Here is a 16,426-nt window from a genome sequence, read left to right as displayed (position 1 = left end):
CGGAAGCCTGCTCCGGCGCCTGAACTTAACCATCTGACAAAAATAGCCTTTCCTAGCTATCTATGTCAGCCCCTTAAATAAACCGATTAAAAGTGCATGTAAGGAAAAGTGACGATAAGTCGCAAGGAAAGTCCGCCACCTCTTGAGAGAGTAAATTTCAACTAGCCGGGTATTTTGGTGTGAAAAAAACTATCTCAACTCTTTAGTGCGGATCTGAATAAAGAAGGGGAGAATGGTGGGCGATGCAGGGATTGAACCTGCGACCTTTCCGGTGTGAACGGAACGCTCTCCCGCTGAGCTAATCGCCCGCCGCTGTGCAGCGTGGGACGGCTTCTATGACATTCTGCGGGGCAGCGCAAGAGGGGATGGACCAAGAATTTCGGCGTTATGAACAGCCCGGTTGCGGGGGGCTGGCGGCTGCTCCCAGCGTTTCCAGCGCAGGCAACAGATCCCGGAAAGAGGAGATGACCCGGTCGGGGCAGAGATCTGCAACCGGCACGCTGGCATAGCCGAAATCGACGGCAATGACCGGGATCTGGGTGGCCCTGGCCGCAGCAATATCGGTCGCCGTATCGCCGATCATGATTGCCTTGCACGGCTCTCCGCCGGCCCGCCGTATGGCGCCGAGCACCGGCAGGGAGTCCGGCTTGGGCCGTGGATATGTGTTGCCGCCCACGATGGAGCCGAAGAGGCGGGTCAGCGACAGCTCGTCGAGGAGCTTGCGAGCCAGATACTCCGGCTTGTTGGTGCAGATTGCCAGCCTCCAGCCTCCGCCGGCGAGCTTCTCCAGTGTTTCGGGGACACCTTCATAGGGCCGGCTGAACGCGGCGATATTGGCCTCATAATAGTCCAGAAAAACAGCCCGCATGGCGTCCAGCGGCGCTTCAGCTGGGTCGGCGCCGTGAAACATGAGACCGAGGCGGATCAGGGCAGCGGCACCATTGCCGGCCTGTGGCCGGGCCAGTTCCAGCGGAACAGGTCCGTATCCTGCGTCTGCGAGCGCTGCATTGAGGGCAGCTGCCAGATCTTCCGCCGTATCGGCCAGTGTTCCATCCAGGTCAAATACGAGCGTGGCCAAGCAAGGGCCTCCCTGTCACATGCCGCAGCTGATTCTCTGCCCATTCTGCAACTTGCAGCGGGCAGATGGGTGCTGTCAAAGCTTGTAAGCTGTCCTGAATCCGCCCCAGTGGATACCGCACACCGTGATGGGGGCGTCGACTTCCTGCAACCATACGACGTTACCATTTCCCATATCACGGGCATAAGACTGTACAAGTACGGGTCTCGTGTTCCGTGCGGCGCTCAGGCCCGCCCTGTCGTCAAAAATGCGCTTGTTCCGGCAGTTTGCCGCATTCCAGACCGGATCATCCGGCCGCTGCGGATGTGAATAGGCTTTGTTATGCACCGGCAGATAGCCATTACGGTCAATCGCCACGCAAAATATCATCGCGGTATCTTGCGCCAGGATGACGTCCTGGATCTGCGGCAGGATCTGTTCCAGCTGTGCCAGCGCGCGGTTGCTGTACTGAACCGGATTGGTGCCTTGTATGATTTTGTAATCGGTATCGAACAAGGCGTCCCGCGTGAGGCGGCCGGTCTCGATGAGCTTGTGCATCGCCTCGCTGATTCTGGCAGCTCCCTCCTGGGCCCGGCGGACGGAGGTGGCATTCTTTGTCTGAATGCCATGGATGAGCTTGTCGAGGGCCGCGCCCGTCATGTCGTCCATACGGGAGAACTGGCAATGCAGGCCATTGTCACTTCTGTTGACGATCCGCAGATCAATCTGGCCAACGCCGTCAAGCGAAAGGCGAGCACTGGCGGGGGCTGTAATCTGTGCATCGCTGCCCGGCTTAAGCAGGACGCCGGCATGGGAAATGTCGCGCGCTTCGACGGCGGCGGTTTGTCCTGCCAGGGCAAGTGTTCCGTTGATCCGGCAGGGCAGGCGGTCTTCGACCCGGCGGTCGCCGGCCGGGCTCTGGCGCAGCATCATCGTGAAGCGTGGCCCGAGCGCCGAAACCGAAGCGGCCATTTTACCCACGGCGCCGTGGACGCTGGTTCCGCTTTCTTCGGCGCGGGAGACAGAGTTGTTGATGGTGCTGATGCGCTTGCCCACCTCGTCGATGAAGGCAGCGGTCTGGTTGGCCCTCTGGCTGATATCAGAAGTGGTTGCCACCTGTTCGCGGATCGCATTCTCAACTTCTGCAAAACTTGGGCGCAGTTCGGCGACGGCATCAATGATGCGGCTGACCGACGTGGTGCTCAGATCCGCCGAAGCCTGAAGCCGTTCGATCTTGCTGACGATTTCTTCCGTGGCCTTTTGTGTTTCCACCGAAAGCGCCTTCACTTCGCTGGCAACAACCGCAAACCCCCGTCCGGCGTCCCCGGCGCGGGCCGCTTCAATGGTGGCATTCAGCGCCAGAAGGTTGGTCTGCTTGGCAATGCCTGAAATCAGCCGGACAACATTGGCAATGTCCAAGATCGCCGCCGTCAGTTCCAGAACCCCGGAATTGGCCTCGGTCGCAGCGCCGGTGGCGTCCTGTGCCAGCTGGCCTGAACGTTCGACCAGCGCTCCAATCTGCCCGCTGGAGCCGGCCAGTTCCTCGATAGAGGCCGCAAGCTCGGACATCGTGCCTGTGGCCTGTCCAGCCTCCGACTGCAGGTTGAGGGCGTCCATTCGAATCTCTTTCAGCGTATCTTGCTGCGAAGAAAGAAGATTTCGAAGATCATCCGTCTCTGCGGATACCTGTGCAGTCGCTCTGCGCAGGTCCGTTTCTATCATGTCGATCGCGTTCCCGATCCGGCGGGCCGCGTCTTCCCGCTCTTCTTGCGTATCTTTCAGTGTGTCGACTTGCGTCTTCTGCGCAAATTCATCCGAAGCCTCAGGCTTGGGAGGCTTTGAAAAGAGCGAGGAACTGAAGTTCGGGCGCATTTTATTTTCCTAGACATGCCGAATATCGAACGTTCTCAACGTCAGCTGAACGGCAGGTTAATTTTCAATGCTGCCTTGCAACTATTCTCAACCGCGCAGGCCGCGCACGTGAGACTTCGCCTTTGCCCTGAACTTGCCGGCATGCTAATCAGCCCCAACACATGCGGCTTCGGCATGGGGTGCTGCAAGGCATGCCTCCTCCTGCCGCCGCCCATGGGTCTTTCAACGATTGCCGGAAGGGACAGGATGAGCGACGATTTCAAGCGCCAGGCCGCCGAGCGGGCTATGGAAGAAATCCGTGACGGCATGAAGGTCGGCATTGGCACCGGTTCGACCGCTGAGCATTTCGTCCGTGCTCTTGGCCGGGCTGTCCGTGCCGGGCTCAAGGTGACTGGCGTGCCGACATCGGAGCGCACCGCTGCCCTGGCCCGCGAGGAGGGTATCCCGCTCTCCACGCTTGAAGACATGCCCGTGCTCGACGTGACCGTTGACGGCGCAGATGAGATCGATCCGGACATGGCGCTCATCAAGGGCGGTGGCGGCGCTTTGCTGCGTGAGAAAATCGTGGCGGCTGCCTCCGGCAAGATGGTCGTGATCGCCGACAGCGGCAAGCTGGTGCAGCGTCTTGGCAAGTTCCCGCTTCCGGTCGAAGTCGTGCCCTTTGGCCTTGGCGCCACCCGCATTGCTGTGCGCGCCGTTCTTGATAGTCATGGACTGACTGGCGAAGTCTCGCTGCGCGGCGGTGAGGACCATCCTTTTGTCACAGATGGTGGTCACTACATCCTGGATGCCTCGCTTGGAGCCATTCCGGATGCTGCAAAATTGGCCGCTGACCTGAACCTGATACCCGGTGTCGTCGAGACGGGCCTGTTCATCGGGCTGGCGGCCAAGGCCTATGTGGCCGGGCCGCAGGGTGTGGACGTCATAATGAAAGATTGAAGCGCTGGCCGCGGCATCTGCCGCAGCCGGGCATAGACAATGCACGCTGGAGTTTGCAAATGAATCTGAAAGCCCTCTTTTCCGCAGGGGTTGTGGTTGCCGGTCTCGCCTTTGCGCCGTCTGCCATGGCGCAGGACCTGACCGAAAGCCATCTTGCAGCCGCACGCCGCGCAGTGATTGCCACGGACGCTCTCTCTGCGTTTGACTCCATCATTCCGGAACTGGCTGAACGGACCACTGGCATTTTCATTCAGGCCGACCCGTCCCTGACCGGTGTGCTCGATGAAGTGGTGACCGAAGTCGCGCTCAAGATGACCGAAGAGCGTCCCGAACTGAACAGGATGGTCTTTGAAGTCTGGGCCCGCCGCCTGACCGAAGAAGAGCTGACCGAGATTGCAAACTTCTACGAGAGCCCCACGGGCAAGAAGCTGACCGAGCTGTCGCCGGAAATCAGTGCGCTGTCGATTGGCGCCGCGCGCCAGTGGCAGGACAAGCTGTCTCAGGAAATGGTCGTGCAGGTGCGCGGCGAGCTTGAGAAGCGTGGCCTGATCAAGCCGTAAGCGGCTCCGGCTTACCAGCGGCCCCGGAGACGGGGCCGTTTGTTTTTGGATGTGACCTGAAGGATCTCACAGGATGAGCGAGTTCAACTACGATCTGTTCGTCATTGGCGGCGGCTCCGGCGGTGTGCGGGCTGCACGGATCGCTGCCACCCACGGTGCGCGCGTCGCGATCGCCGAGGAATACAGGTACGGCGGAACGTGTGTCATCCGGGGCTGCGTGCCGAAGAAGCTGTTCGTTTACGCCTCCAAGTTCTCCGAAGAGTTCGAGGACGCCGCCGGCTTTGGCTGGACGGTCGGCGAGCGCAGCTTCTCCTGGCAGACCCTGATCGAAGCCAAGGACAAGGAAATCACGCGGCTGGAAGGCATCTACCGGCGCAACCTTGACCGGACCGGCGTCGAGCTGTTTGACAGCCGCGCCGTTATCGAGGGGCCCAACAGCGTCCGCCTGCTGTCAACTGGCCAGATCGTGACGGCCCGTTACATCCTGATCGCAACGGGCGGCACGCCGAATGTCGATCCCTCGCTGCCCGGCTGCGAGCATGTGATCACCTCCAACGAGGCCTTCCATCTGGCCGAAATGCCGAGGCAGGTGATTGTCGCCGGCGGCGGCTACATCGCCGTGGAATTCGCCGGCATCTTCAACGGCCTCGGCGCCGAGACGACGCTCATCTACCGCGGCGAGGAAATCCTGCGCGGCTTTGACAATGATCTGCGCAAGGCCGTGCATGAAGAGATGGAGAAGAAGGGCATCAAGATCATCTGCGGCGACACGTTCTCCGCAATCGAAAAGGATGCAGATGGCAAGCTGACGGGCCACACCAAAGGCGGCAAGGCGCTGCCCGCCGATCAGATCCTCTTTGCCATCGGCCGCCGCCCGAACATTGCGGGCCTCGGCCTTGAGAAGGCTGGTGTCGAAGTGGGTGAGGACGGTGCCATCCGGGTGGATGAAACGTCCCGCACCTCCGTTCCTTCGATCTATGCCGTGGGCGACGTCACCAACCGGGCCAATCTCACCCCGGTGGCCATCCGCGAAGGCCATGCCTTTGCCGACACCATCTTTGGCGGCAAGCCCTGGACGGTGGATCACAGCCTCATCGCAACGGCCGTCTTCTCCCAGCCGGAGCTGGGAACGGTTGGCCTCACTCAGGAAGAGGCGCTGAAGCGGACGCCGAACCTCGACATCTACAAGACCAGCTTCCGTCCCATGAAGCACACCCTTTCGGGCCGGGACGAGAAGATGGTGATGAAGCTGATCGTCGATGCTGACACGGACAAGGTCCTGGGCGTCCATATTCTGGGGCCCGACGCTGGCGAATTGGCGCAGGTGCTTGGAATTACGCTGCAGATGGGCGCAACCAAGGCCGACTTTGACCGGACGGTCGCCGTTCATCCCACCGCCGCCGAGGAGCTTGTGACCATGCGCGAGCCCACGGAACGCCTGCGCGGCTGAAGTCCGCAGACAGGGCGTGAAACAGGAAAGGGCCACCCGTTCCGGATGCGCATGTTGCATCGGGAACGGGTGGCCCTTTCCTTGAGTCTTCGAGGCGTGATGTGCCGCCGGTAAAAGTCGCCTTATTCTTGTCGGCTCAGTGTCCGCGGCCTTTCGGGACCTGCTTGATCACGGTGCCGCCGTCACTGATGGCGAGCGAGGACCTTGCCGGAACGGCTGCCGGTATCGTGCCTGTGACAGCTTCCTTATCCGGCATTGGGCCCTCTCCACGCGGCAGGCTTGCTGCAAAGACAAGTGTGCCGTCCCGTGCGGACTTGGCAGCGTAAAGCGCAGCATCTGCAGCAGCAAGCAGGGCTTCATCCGTGCTGCCGTCAATGGGGGCGATGGCAATGCCGAGGCTGACGCCGAGTTCGGCATGGATGCCATTGGGCATCGGAATCTCTTCGTCCAGCGCGGCCATGATCCGGCGTCCAAGATCGGCCAGCCGGTCGATATCCGCAAATTCAATCACCACGATCACGAACTCGTCGCCGCCCATGCGTCCGGCAACGCCTGCGCTGCCAACTTCCGCTTCAATCCTGCGGGCCACGGTCGCGAGAACTTCATCACCCGCTGCATGGCCATAGGTGTCGTTGATCTGCTTGAACCGGTCCAGATCGCAGCCGATCAGTGCGAAGGGTTTGTCCGGCAGGCCCGAAATGGCATTTGCAAGAATGGCGCTGATCTGCCGGCGGTTGGCGAGCCCCGTGAGCTGATCATGGTCGGCCAGATAGGCAAACTCCTGTTCCCGCTGTTCCAGTGAACGGGTGAGGGTTCCCACCTTGCGCGATACGGCGAAGGCAGAACCGGCCAGCATGGCCCAAAGCAGCAGGATGGTCGGCAGGATCATGCGCCAGACATGCTCGCCCGGCGTTTCGCTGGTCCATTGAAAATGGCCAATGATCTCGCCATCCGGTGATGTGATGGGCCAGCTTGTGCTGCCCGCCGGCGGTGTCTCTCCCGGCACAAACTTCATGTCGCGGAAGGCCAGCTGCGAATTGATGTCGGCGGTGAAGCCCTCGTCGATCAGGCGGGCCGACATGAGGATGACCGGCGGTCCGGGAGGCTGCGCCACAGCTCCGTCATCCGGTACAATCGGCATGGCGCTGATGAATGTCGGCGTCTTGTCGAGCAGAACATAGGCGAAGGTGGCCATGTCATCGATGGCGGGTGGCCCGCTGCGGCCCGATCCGGCCTCCGATGTGCTGCGCAGGCCCTCGTATTTGCGCACGGACGTCTGTGAAACCGCCAGCAGCACCGAAGAGGCGGGTAGGCTCTTGCGGCCGATGCGGGAGACTTCCCTGCGGGATTCAGCAAGCAAGGCGCCTTGCGGATCAACGAGGAAAGCCCGCTCATGCCCAAAATCGTACCAGAGGGAGTCAAGCAGTTCATAGCGGACAAAGGCCGGGTTGAACTTGACCGAGATATTGGCCACCGCCCGGTCCCAGCGGGCAAGGGTCATCTGGTCCCTCGCCATCAGCCGCTGGCGGTCGTGAAGGGCGCTTTCGATCAACCGCATTTCGTTCCGCACGGCCTGCTTGTCTGCAGCACGTGAGGCGATGTGACCGACATAAAGCAGGGATGCTGTTGCCAGTACCATCAGCAGCGAAGCGAGGAAATAAACCTGATGCGTCAGGCTCCAGCGTCCTGCCGGGTTCTTGCCAATGCCTGCCAGGGGTGACACGCTGCCAATCCTTTCTGGATCTGGTGGACCGCGCTATGGGGAAGGGCCTGCATAAGCATCGTCAGACCACAACATACCTGTCAAAATCTGATAGGGTATAATTGGAAACAGGCCCTTAAGTTCATCAACGATATTTGGTTTCTTTGCATCTCCCATTCGTGTCTGCGTTTTTCTTCTTGTTAATCATCCGTATTTTTACGATGGAGCGGCCTGGGTGGCCGTCTTGCCGTGCCGGCAGGCCGGGCAGGGGGGCTGCGGCCCGGCTTGCATTGCGGCAGCTGAGCCACGGTCGTCCGGATTGCTGGCGGGATACTGTCCTGGACTGTAGTCTTGAGCCGTCAAGCCGTGTATAAGGCCGCACGTTTCTTGTCCTTCGGGGGGAGACGTTTGCAGCACGTGATGTGAGGAAGTTCCGGCGCCCGTTCTTGTGAGCGCAGCGGCCATTGGCAGATGCAGGATCTGCCGCCCGTTTGCTCAAGGCAGGGCAAAGCAGCCGGACCGTATTGGAGACTGTGTGATGGCGGAGAAGTGGACACCGGACAGCTGGAGATCCAAGCCGATCTTGCAGGTGCCGGATTATCCCGACAAAGAGGCCCTGGCGGACGTGGAAAAGCGTCTGTCGACCTATCCGCCGCTGGTTTTTGCAGGTGAGGCGCGTCTTCTGAAGCGCCAGCTTGCGGATGTTGCGGCAGGGCGGGCATTCCTTCTGCAGGGTGGTGACTGTGCGGAGAGCTTCGCAGAGCATCATCCGGACCACATCCGTGACTTTTTCCGCGTCTTCCTGCAGATGGCCGTCGTCCTCACCTATGCGGCGTCCCAGCCGGTGGTGAAGGTGGGCCGCATCGCTGGCCAGTTCGCCAAGCCGCGCTCCTCGGACATCGAGAAACAGGGTGACGTGGAGCTGCCGAGCTACCGCGGCGACATCATCAACGACATCGCCTTCACCCCGGAAAGCCGCATCCCGGATCCGAACCGCCTGTCCATGGCCTACCGCCAGTCGGCCGCGACGCTGAACCTGCTGCGCGCCTTCGCGCAGGGCGGCTTCGCCAACCTTGATCAGGTGCACCGCTGGATGCTGGGCTTCGTCAAGGACAGCCCCCAGTCCCACCGCTATCAGGAACTGGCGGACCGCATCTCGGAATCGCTCGCCTTCATGCGCGCCTGCGGCGTTTCGCCGGACAGCGTGCCGCAGCTGCGTTCGACTGATTTCTTCACCAGCCATGAGGCGCTGCTGCTCGGCTACGAAGAGGCCTTCACCCGCGTCGATTCCACCTCGGGCGACTGGTACGCCACCTCCGGCCACATGCTGTGGATCGGCGACCGCACCCGCCAGCCGGATCATGCCCATGTGGAATTCTTCCGCGGCATCAAGAACCCGATCGGCCTGAAGTGCGGTCCGTCCCTTTCGCCGGACGGGCTGCTGAAGCTGATCGACATGCTGAACCCGGAAAACGAAGCAGGCCGCCTGACGCTGATCTGCCGTTTCGGCGCGGACAAGGTGTTCGATCACCTGCCGCAGCTGATCCGCGCCGTGGAGCGGGAAGGGCGCACGGTTGTGTGGTCCTGCGATCCGATGCATGGCAACACCATCACCGCCGCCGGCTACAAGACCCGCCCGTTCGAGCGCATCCTGAAGGAAGTGGAAGCCTTCTTCGCGGTGCACCGCGCCGAGGGCACCCATGCAGGCGGTATCCATATCGAGATGACGGGCCGCAACGTCACCGAATGCACCGGCGGCGCCCATGCGCTCACCGCCGAGCAGCTGGGTGACCGCTATCACACCCACTGCGACCCGCGCCTCAACGCCGATCAGGCGATCGAGCTTGCCTTCCTTGTGGCTGAAAACCTCAAGAAGGAACGCGAGGCCCGCACGGACAAGATCGCAGCCAGCGCCTGAGCGCAGCTGCTTTGACACGCATCAGGAGGGGCAGGCCGCAGGTCTGCCCCTTTTGCATTTGCCCTCAGGCTGAGGACGGAATTGCGATGCCGAAGGCTGTTCCCCCTCGTTGAAATTGCCATCGGCAGGCGCGCCTCTAACCTTGATTTAACGTAACGGCATGTAGAGCTGCCCTCCAGAATGGAGGAGACCATGCGGATGCAGCTGGAATTGTCGGGGGTGTCGATCCTTGTGGTCGATGACAATGCGCATATGCGCGCAATCCTTCGTTCGATTCTCGCAGGCTTCGGTGCGAGACGCATTTTCGAAGCCGCCGATGGCGCCGACGGTCTGGAAATCGTCATCGACCGCGCGCCCGATCTCGTTCTGCTCGACTGGATGATGGCGCCTGTCTCCGGCGAGGAGTTCCTCAAGCTTCTGCGGGGGGAGAAGGATTATATTCTGGCGACGACACCCGTCATCGCCGTTTCAGGCCATGCCCGCCGCAGCGTCATTCTGGATGCCATGCGCCAGGGTGTTCACGGCTTCGTCGCCAAGCCGGTGGCGCCTGCCGTGCTCTATCAGCGGATCGAGGATGCCCTGCTGCGGCAGGAGCGTGATGGCCGCTCCAAAGGCATGCGCCGGCAGGGCTGGCGTGAGGCTGGGCCGGCAGGGCCCGCCGCTGCGGTTCTGGCCGCTTCCGTGCACCCGCCGGAAAACCTTGCCCTGCTCTGACCATCCATCATGAGTCATGATCGCCCGATTGCAAGGCCCGCAAGGGCGCGCTAAATCAGGTGTCATGAGCACCAGCACCCGCCCCGAGGCCCTTTCGGGCCACCTCCGTCTTGCCATTGCCCAGCTGAACCCGACCGTCGGCGGCATCGCCGGCAATGCGGATCTGGCCCGCCAGGCCCGTGCCGATGCGGCAAGGGCAGGGGCGCATCTGGTGCTGCTGTCCGAAATGTTCCTGTCGGGCTATCCGGCGGAGGATCTGGTGCTGAAGCCCGCCTTCGTGCGCGCCTGCCGCACGGCGGTGGAAGCGCTTGCCGCAGAGACCGCAGACGGCGGTCCCGGCATGGTCGTCGGCCTGCCCTGGGCCGAAGGCGGCAAGCTTTACAATGCGGTGGCGCTGCTCGATGGCGGCAAGGTGCAGGCCCTGCGCTTCAAGTATGACCTGCCGAACTACGGCGTCTTTGACGAGAAACGCGTCTTTGATCAGGGCCCGCTGCCGGGACCGGTGGATTTCCGCGGGCTGAGGCTGGGTCTGCCGATCTGCGAGGACACCTGGACCGATGAAGTGGTCGAGTGCCTGACGGAAACCGGCGCGCAGATGCTGCTGGTGCCGAACGGCTCGCCCTACTGGGCCAACAAGGCCGACGAGCGGCTGCAGATCATGGTGGCCCGCGTCGTCGAAAGCGGCTTGCCGCTTGTCTACTGCAACCAGACCGGCGGACAGGACGAGCTTGTCTTCGACGGCGCCTCCTTTGCGCTCAATGCCGACCGCTCGCTTGCCTTCCAGATGCCCCAGTTCACCACGGCGCTGGCCATCAGCGACTGGCGCGAGGGCACTGATGGCGTCTGGCGGGCGGAGCCGGGTGAGTTTGCCAGGCTGCCGGATGCGGATGAAGCCAACTGGCTCGCCTGCGTCCTGGGCCTGCGCGACTATGTGGAGAAGAACCGCTTCCCTGGCGTCGTCCTCGGCCTGTCAGGCGGCATCGATTCGGCCATCTGCGCTGCCATGGCGGTGGATGCGCTGGGGCCGGAGCGGGTGCACGGGGTGATGATGCCCTACCGTTTCACCTCCTCCGACAGCCTCAGGGACGCCGAAGCCAGTGCAAAGGCGCTCGGCATCCGCTACGATATCGTGCCCATCGAGCCGCCGATGACCGGCTTCACCGAGGTTCTTGCGCCGCTCTTTGCGGGCCGCACGGCCGATATCACGGAAGAGAACCTGCAGTCGCGCAGCCGCGGCGTCATTCTCATGGCCATCTCCAACAAGTTTGGCGCCATGGTGCTGACCACGGGCAACAAGTCTGAAATGTCCGTCGGTTACGCCACGCTCTATGGCGACATGAACGGCGGCTACAACCCGATCAAGGATCTCTACAAGACCGAGGTCTACCGGCTTGCCGCCTGGCGCAATGCCCATCTGCCGCAGGGTGTGAAGGGCGTGGCGGGTGAAATGATCCCCGCCCATGTCATCACCAAGGCCCCGACGGCCGAACTGCGCGAGAACCAGACCGATCAGGACAGCCTGCCGCCCTACGAGGTGCTGGATGCCATTCTGCAGGGGCTGGTCGAAAATGAACTGTCCATCGGCGAGATCGAGGCGCTGGGCTATGAGCGCGCGACCATCGAGCGGGTGGAACACCTTCTCTACATCGCCGAATACAAGCGCCGTCAGGCCCCTCCGGGCGTCAAGATCACCCGCCGCAACTTCGGCCGCGACCGGCGCTATCCCATCACCAACCGCTTCCGCGACCGCTGACCTGCCACGCGCAAGCCTCTGATTCATCGGGAAGAAAGGGCTGGCTTCACTGCAAGGGGCAGTGTTTGACCCGGACTTGTTTGCTCCTGTCAGTATGGCACCAACTCCTCTCCCCCCTTGAGGGGGAGATGACATGGAGCAAGATCTGCAACCGGGCATAAACGCTGTCTCAGCAGGTTTGGAGCCGGTGGCATGCCATGAGCAAACCGCAGACCTATGGCGCCTTTCTCTCCGGCAATGCCCGCTGGCTTGGCGCGGCCTTCCTGATGACCGCCTTTTCCGGCTTCGGGCAGACCTTCTTCATCTCCCTGTCCGCAGGTGATGTGCGGGCGGAGCTGGACCTCAGCAACGGCGCCTTCGGCTCGCTCTACATGGCCGCAACGCTTGGAAGCGCGCTGACGCTGCCCACCCTTGGCCGGGTGCTGGACCGCTTTTCCGTGGCGCAGGTGGCAGCTGGCGTCATGGTCATGCTCGGGCTGTTCTGCGCCCTGATGGCGTCGGCCACCTCCATCTGGATGGCCGGTATTGCGCTCTATGGCCTGCGCCTTTTCGGCCAGGGCATGATGAGCAACACCGCCATGACGGCTGCCGGGCGCTGGTTTGATGCGCAGCGCGGCCGCGCCGTGGCGGTGATCGGCCTCGGCTTCCCGGCATCGGAAGCGATCATGCCGGTCACCTTCGTCGCCATCATGACCAGTTTCGGCTGGCGGCAGGGCTGGTGGGTGGCGGTGGCTGTCATGCTGGCGCTGGTGCTGCCCATTGTGCTGCTGCTCCTGCGCAAGGAGCGGGTGCCGGTGAACACGGCCATGGACGTCAAGGTGGTGGTGCGGCGGCACTGGACGCGGGCCGAGGTGCTGCGTGATCCGATGTTCTATCTCGTCTCTGCCGGAGTTCTCGCCCCGCCTTTCATTGTCACGGCGGTGCTGTTTCATCAGGCCTATCTGGTGGACCTGCGCGGCTGGACAAGGGAGCTTTTCGCAGCAGCTTTCATCGTCATGTCTGCTTCGGCGGTGCTGTCGTCGCTGGTGCTGGGCCAGTTGATCGACCGCTTCACGGCGCGGCGCATCCTGCCCTTCATGCTGGTGCCGCTTGCCTGCGGCACGGCGGTTCTGGCGCTGGTGCACGCCCCTTATGCGCCTTTCATCTTCATGGGGCTGATCGGTCTCTCCAACGGCTTTGTCGCCACCTTCACCGGTGCGCTCTGGCCGGAGCTTTACGGCACCCGCCATCTGGGCGCCGTGCGCTCGGTCGTCTTCGCCTTCATGGTCTTTGCCTCGGCGCTCGGACCGGGGCTGGCGGGCTGGCTGATCGACTTCGGCGTGCCTTATGACGGCCAGATCCTCGGCTTCTCGCTCTATTGCCTGGTGATGACGGCGGCGCTCGCCAGTGCCTCCCGCGTGTTGCTGAAGAGGGATGATCTTGCCAGCACGGCGGACTGAGGGTAGGGGAAACGCATGACCGTAAAGCTCCGCTTCGCGCCCTCTCCGACGGGCCTCATTCACCTCGGCAACAGCCGTACCGCGCTTCTCAACTGGCTTTATGCCTTGAAGAACGGCGGCCAGTTCGTTCTGCGTTTCGACGACACGGATCTGGAGCGCTCGCGCCGGGAATATGCCGATGCCATCGAGGCGGATCTCGCCTGGTTCGGCGTCAAGCCCGACTTGATGGTGCGCCAGTCGGACCGGATCGCGCTCTATGATGCGGCGGCGGCAAAGCTGAAGGCGGCTGGCCTGCTCTATCCCTGTTACGAAATGGCGGACGAGCTGGAGCGCCGCCGCTCCCGCGCCCGTGCGATGGGCCGCCCGCCGGTCTATGACCGCGCGGCCCTGAAGCTGACGGCGGAGGACAAGGCAAAGCTGGAGGCCGAAGGCCGCCAGCCGCACTGGCGCTTTCTGCTGCCCAACCATGACGGCGACCCGCTGGCCCCGCGCCGCGCGGATGTCACGTGGGACGACCTGTGCCGTGGCAGCCAGTCGATCGACCTTGCTTCCCTGTCCGATCCGGTACTCGCCCGTGCGGACGGCAGCTATCTCTACACGTTTACGTCTGTGGTGGATGACGCGGACATGGGCATCACCCATGTCATCCGCGGAGAGGATCACGTCGCCAACACGGCGGTGCAGATTGCCATCTTCGAGGCGCTGGGGGCGCCGCTGCCGCGGTTTGCCCACCACAACCTGCTGACCACGCTGGACGGCGAAGGCCTGTCCAAGCGCAAGGGCGCGCTGTCCATCAGCTCCCTCCGGGAAGCTGGCATCGAACCCATGGCCGTTGCCTCGCTGGCCGTCCTCACCGGCACCAGCCATGCGGTTGAGCCGGTGCGGGACATGGACACGCTGGCGGGCATGCTGGATCTCTCCGGCATCTCCCGCTCATCCGCCAAGTTCGACCCGCAGGAACTGGACAGTCTCAACGCCCGGCTTGTCCATGCCATGACCTTCGAGGAGGCCGGCCCGCGCCTTGCTGCGCTCGGCATTGGCGGCGGCGAAGCCTTCTGGCTGGCGGTGCGGGAAAATTGCGCCCGCTTCGGCGATGCCGCCAGCTGGTGGGCCATCATTTCCGGCGATCTGCCAGCCGATGCAGCGCAGGTGGCAGAAGAGGACCGGGCCTATCTGGCCGAGGCCCTCGCTCTCTTGCCCGAAGGCTCGCTGGATGGCTCAAGCTGGGGCATCTGGACCGGCCTTCTGAAGGAAAAGACCGGGCGCAAGGGCAAGACCCTGTTCATGCCGCTGCGCCTGGCGCTGACCGGCCATGATCACGGCCCCGACATGAAGGCGCTGCTGCCGCTTATCGGTCGGGAAAGAACTGCGGCCCGACTTTCCTGACAGGCCCGCGCGGCTCGCCTCTCACATCCTCCGCAGGCGCTTCCGGTGAGGCGGCCTGCTGATCAGGCTGCGTGCCGTCCAGCGCTTGCTCTGCCCCTGCGGCGCTTTCTTCCGGGCCTTGCTCCTCCGTCTTCCGTCCCAGCACGGGCAGGGACGGGCGCATGCCCTCTGTTTCGGGCTGGACGTCAGTCGCGGGGAGGGACGCGGTGACGAGGCTGGAGGCATCAAAACCTTCGCGCAGGTTCTGCGCCGTGTCCGGGTCTGCATCCAGCGGCATGTCATCGGCGCTTACAGGGGGCATCGACATGCGGATGGCATCCGTCTGCGGGTTGGCAGCGCCTTGTCCGGCCACAACACGTCCTCCGGCCAAGGTCAGAATGCCGCCTGCGGCTCCGGAGACCGGTGTCAGCGGAGCTGCCTCCTGACGGGCGGAGGGGGCGGCCTGACAGCTGCAGCCGTTCACATATTCCTTGCGGTGGCGGAAGGCATTGGGTAGCTCGCTGTAGCGCTCGCCCGCCAGCGAAATCATGTCCTCCGGATCGCCGCCCGGATTGCGGTAGACGAACAGGCCCGTTTCCGCGGCCGGGCACATCGCATTGCAGGCCGCTGCATCCTGGCCGAACTGGCCCGGCCGGGCGCTGAAGCTGATGGGGAAGAAATAGCCGTCGCAGGTGCGCACACACAAGGTGCGGTAGGTGGCATTGCGCGGGAAGTTATAGACCGGATAGGCAAGGCCGTCGCGGGTGCGCTCCAGTTCCTGGGGAACAGTGTCGACGGCGGCACGCCGCTCCGGCTGCACCGGCAGCATGACGGTTTTGCGCCCGGGCTGAAGCGGTGCCATGGGCGCAGCCGGCGCGTCTGGCTGGCCCCAAGTGCGGGTGAGAAGTCCTCTCGGCTGCTGCGGCGCCAGTTTCGGCTGGGCCGCAGCTTCCCGCAGGGCCCGCGTGTTGCCTTCGCCCGGGCACATGTTGCGCACCATATCCTTGCGGATGCGCAGGATCTCCGCCCGGTTCGCCGCTGTGCCGCCGCGGCCTGCATTTGCCTTGCCCGCCTTGACGCGCTGGCGCTCGATCTTGGCGAGGTTGGCCTCCATGCGCTGGATCTTGTCGAGGAGAGAGGGGCACCGTGCATTGGCGCCCGCCAGTCCGCATTGGTAATAGGCCGCATCGCGCCGCGCCGCCATGATCGAGCGGGCCTGTGCCTCCGCAGCTTCGTCCCATTTTGAAGCAGAGGAGGAGGCGCCAGCTGTTTCAAGACGGGAAAGCTGCCGGGCAAGGGTTTCACAGGTGGAACTGCGTGCATGGGCAGCAGAAGCCCCCATGGCAAGTGCCATGAGGCCAGAAAGGGCCAGAAGCCTGAACTTTACGCGCTTCATGGTGACAGCCATCCCCAACCCGGCCGTCCGGCGGCCCGGTCACTTGTGCAGGCCAAGCCTGCTTCCCAACTTTCCCCAACGCAACTATCGGGGCTGAACTGACCCTTTGCAAGCAACGGGCCAGCCGGAGTTAACACGTCTGGCTGCCCCATGCCCGGCGTGAACCAGACACCGCTCCACCGCACTGCAGCAAGCCAAAAGAAGTCCGGCAGACAAGGCTCTTCACACCTGTTCCGGCATGGGCCGGTCCGCCGTAGGCCG

The 16,426-nt window shown here is 63.1% G+C and carries 12 protein-coding genes and 1 tRNA gene; 8 read left to right on the top strand and 5 right to left on the bottom strand.

Annotated elements, in window-relative coordinates:
- Positions 1-233: 233 nt before the first annotated feature.
- The 3 genes from ACVNHC_RS07980 to ACVNHC_RS07970 form a co-directional block, all read right to left on the bottom strand.
- Positions 234-308: transfer RNA gene (locus tag ACVNHC_RS07980), tRNA-Val, on the bottom strand.
- A 77-nt stretch (positions 309-385) separates the two neighbouring features.
- Positions 386-1,078, bottom strand: coding sequence for an HAD hydrolase-like protein (locus ACVNHC_RS07975; RefSeq protein ID WP_050471204.1), 693 nt, complete (start codon positions 1,076-1,078; stop codon positions 386-388).
- Between the two features lie 75 nt (positions 1,079-1,153).
- Positions 1,154-2,929 (bottom strand): methyl-accepting chemotaxis protein, encoded by a 1,776-nt coding sequence (locus ACVNHC_RS07970; RefSeq protein WP_457166903.1) that lies wholly within the window; start codon positions 2,927-2,929, stop codon positions 1,154-1,156.
- Between the two features lie 246 nt (positions 2,930-3,175).
- Between ACVNHC_RS07970 and rpiA the strand changes: the two genes are divergently transcribed.
- The 3 genes from rpiA to gor all read left to right on the top strand — a co-directional run bounded on the left by rpiA (position 3,176) and on the right by gor (position 5,878).
- Positions 3,176-3,868: a ribose-5-phosphate isomerase RpiA gene (gene rpiA, locus ACVNHC_RS07965; RefSeq protein WP_186393847.1), complete on the top strand. Its 693-nt coding sequence runs from the start codon at positions 3,176-3,178 to the stop codon at positions 3,866-3,868.
- A gap of 59 nt (positions 3,869-3,927) precedes the next feature.
- Positions 3,928-4,428 carry a DUF2059 domain-containing protein gene (locus ACVNHC_RS07960; RefSeq protein ID WP_058900893.1) on the top strand — a complete coding sequence of 167 codons (501 nt, stop codon included), beginning with the start codon at positions 3,928-3,930 and terminating at the stop codon, positions 4,426-4,428.
- Between the two features lie 73 nt (positions 4,429-4,501).
- Positions 4,502-5,878, top strand: a complete 1,377-nt coding sequence (gene gor, locus ACVNHC_RS07955) for a glutathione-disulfide reductase (RefSeq protein ID WP_050471207.1) — start codon at positions 4,502-4,504, stop codon at positions 5,876-5,878.
- 136 nt (positions 5,879-6,014) lie between these two features.
- On the opposite strand, the gene ACVNHC_RS07950 is transcribed toward gor, so the two are convergent.
- Positions 6,015-7,601, bottom strand: coding sequence for a diguanylate cyclase domain-containing protein (locus tag ACVNHC_RS07950; RefSeq protein WP_457166902.1), 1,587 nt, complete (start codon positions 7,599-7,601; stop codon positions 6,015-6,017).
- Between the two features lie 517 nt (positions 7,602-8,118).
- Between ACVNHC_RS07950 and ACVNHC_RS07945 the strand changes: the two genes are divergently transcribed.
- From ACVNHC_RS07945 to gltX, 5 genes are all read left to right on the top strand, one after another.
- Positions 8,119-9,498: a class II 3-deoxy-7-phosphoheptulonate synthase gene (locus ACVNHC_RS07945; protein WP_050471208.1), complete on the top strand. Its 1,380-nt coding sequence runs from the start codon at positions 8,119-8,121 to the stop codon at positions 9,496-9,498.
- 192 nt (positions 9,499-9,690) lie between these two features.
- Positions 9,691-10,212, top strand: a complete 522-nt coding sequence (locus tag ACVNHC_RS07940; protein ID WP_122521177.1) for a response regulator — start codon at positions 9,691-9,693, stop codon at positions 10,210-10,212.
- A 64-nt stretch (positions 10,213-10,276) separates the two neighbouring features.
- Positions 10,277-11,965 carry an NAD+ synthase gene (locus ACVNHC_RS07935; protein ID WP_457166901.1) on the top strand — a complete coding sequence of 563 codons (1,689 nt, stop codon included), beginning with the start codon at positions 10,277-10,279 and terminating at the stop codon, positions 11,963-11,965.
- A gap of 197 nt (positions 11,966-12,162) precedes the next feature.
- Positions 12,163-13,404, top strand: a complete 1,242-nt coding sequence (locus ACVNHC_RS07930; RefSeq protein ID WP_457166900.1) for an MFS transporter — start codon at positions 12,163-12,165, stop codon at positions 13,402-13,404.
- A 15-nt stretch (positions 13,405-13,419) separates the two neighbouring features.
- Complete coding sequence (gene gltX / locus ACVNHC_RS07925) at positions 13,420-14,790, top strand: glutamate--tRNA ligase (RefSeq protein WP_457166899.1); 1,371 nt, start codon at positions 13,420-13,422, stop codon at positions 14,788-14,790.
- Here gltX and ACVNHC_RS07920 read toward each other — a convergent pair.
- Positions 14,753-16,165, bottom strand: a complete 1,413-nt coding sequence (locus tag ACVNHC_RS07920) for a DUF2865 domain-containing protein (protein ID WP_457166898.1) — start codon at positions 16,163-16,165, stop codon at positions 14,753-14,755. The two genes, gltX and ACVNHC_RS07920, sit on opposite strands and share 38 nt — an antisense overlap.
- Positions 16,166-16,426: the final 261 nt, after the last annotated feature.

It is taken from the genome of Pannonibacter sp. Q-1, from assembly GCF_054073275.1.
Note: the sequence above shows the minus strand (reverse complement) of the source record. Positions and strands in the feature narration are given on the sequence as shown.

Bases quoted from the DNA above. Each gene is read 5' to 3' on its own strand.
- ACVNHC_RS07970 (WP_457166903.1), bottom strand. From the start codon at position 2,929: ATGCGCCCGAACTTCAGTTCCTCGCTCTTTTCAAAGCCTCCCAAGCCT.
- rpiA (WP_186393847.1), top strand. From the start codon at position 3,176: ATGAGCGACGATTTCAAGCGCCAGGCCGCCGAGCGGGCTATGGAAGAA.
- ACVNHC_RS07960 (WP_058900893.1), top strand. From the start codon at position 3,928: ATGAATCTGAAAGCCCTCTTTTCCGCAGGGGTTGTGGTTGCCGGTCTC.
- gor (WP_050471207.1), top strand. From the start codon at position 4,502: ATGAGCGAGTTCAACTACGATCTGTTCGTCATTGGCGGCGGCTCCGGC.
- ACVNHC_RS07945 (WP_050471208.1), top strand. From the start codon at position 8,119: ATGGCGGAGAAGTGGACACCGGACAGCTGGAGATCCAAGCCGATCTTG.
- ACVNHC_RS07940 (WP_122521177.1), top strand. From the start codon at position 9,691: ATGCGGATGCAGCTGGAATTGTCGGGGGTGTCGATCCTTGTGGTCGAT.
- ACVNHC_RS07935 (WP_457166901.1), top strand. From the start codon at position 10,277: ATGAGCACCAGCACCCGCCCCGAGGCCCTTTCGGGCCACCTCCGTCTT.
- ACVNHC_RS07930 (WP_457166900.1), top strand. From the start codon at position 12,163: ATGAGCAAACCGCAGACCTATGGCGCCTTTCTCTCCGGCAATGCCCGC.
- gltX (WP_457166899.1), top strand. From the start codon at position 13,420: ATGACCGTAAAGCTCCGCTTCGCGCCCTCTCCGACGGGCCTCATTCAC.
- ACVNHC_RS07920 (WP_457166898.1), bottom strand. From the start codon at position 16,165: ATGAAGCGCGTAAAGTTCAGGCTTCTGGCCCTTTCTGGCCTCATGGCA.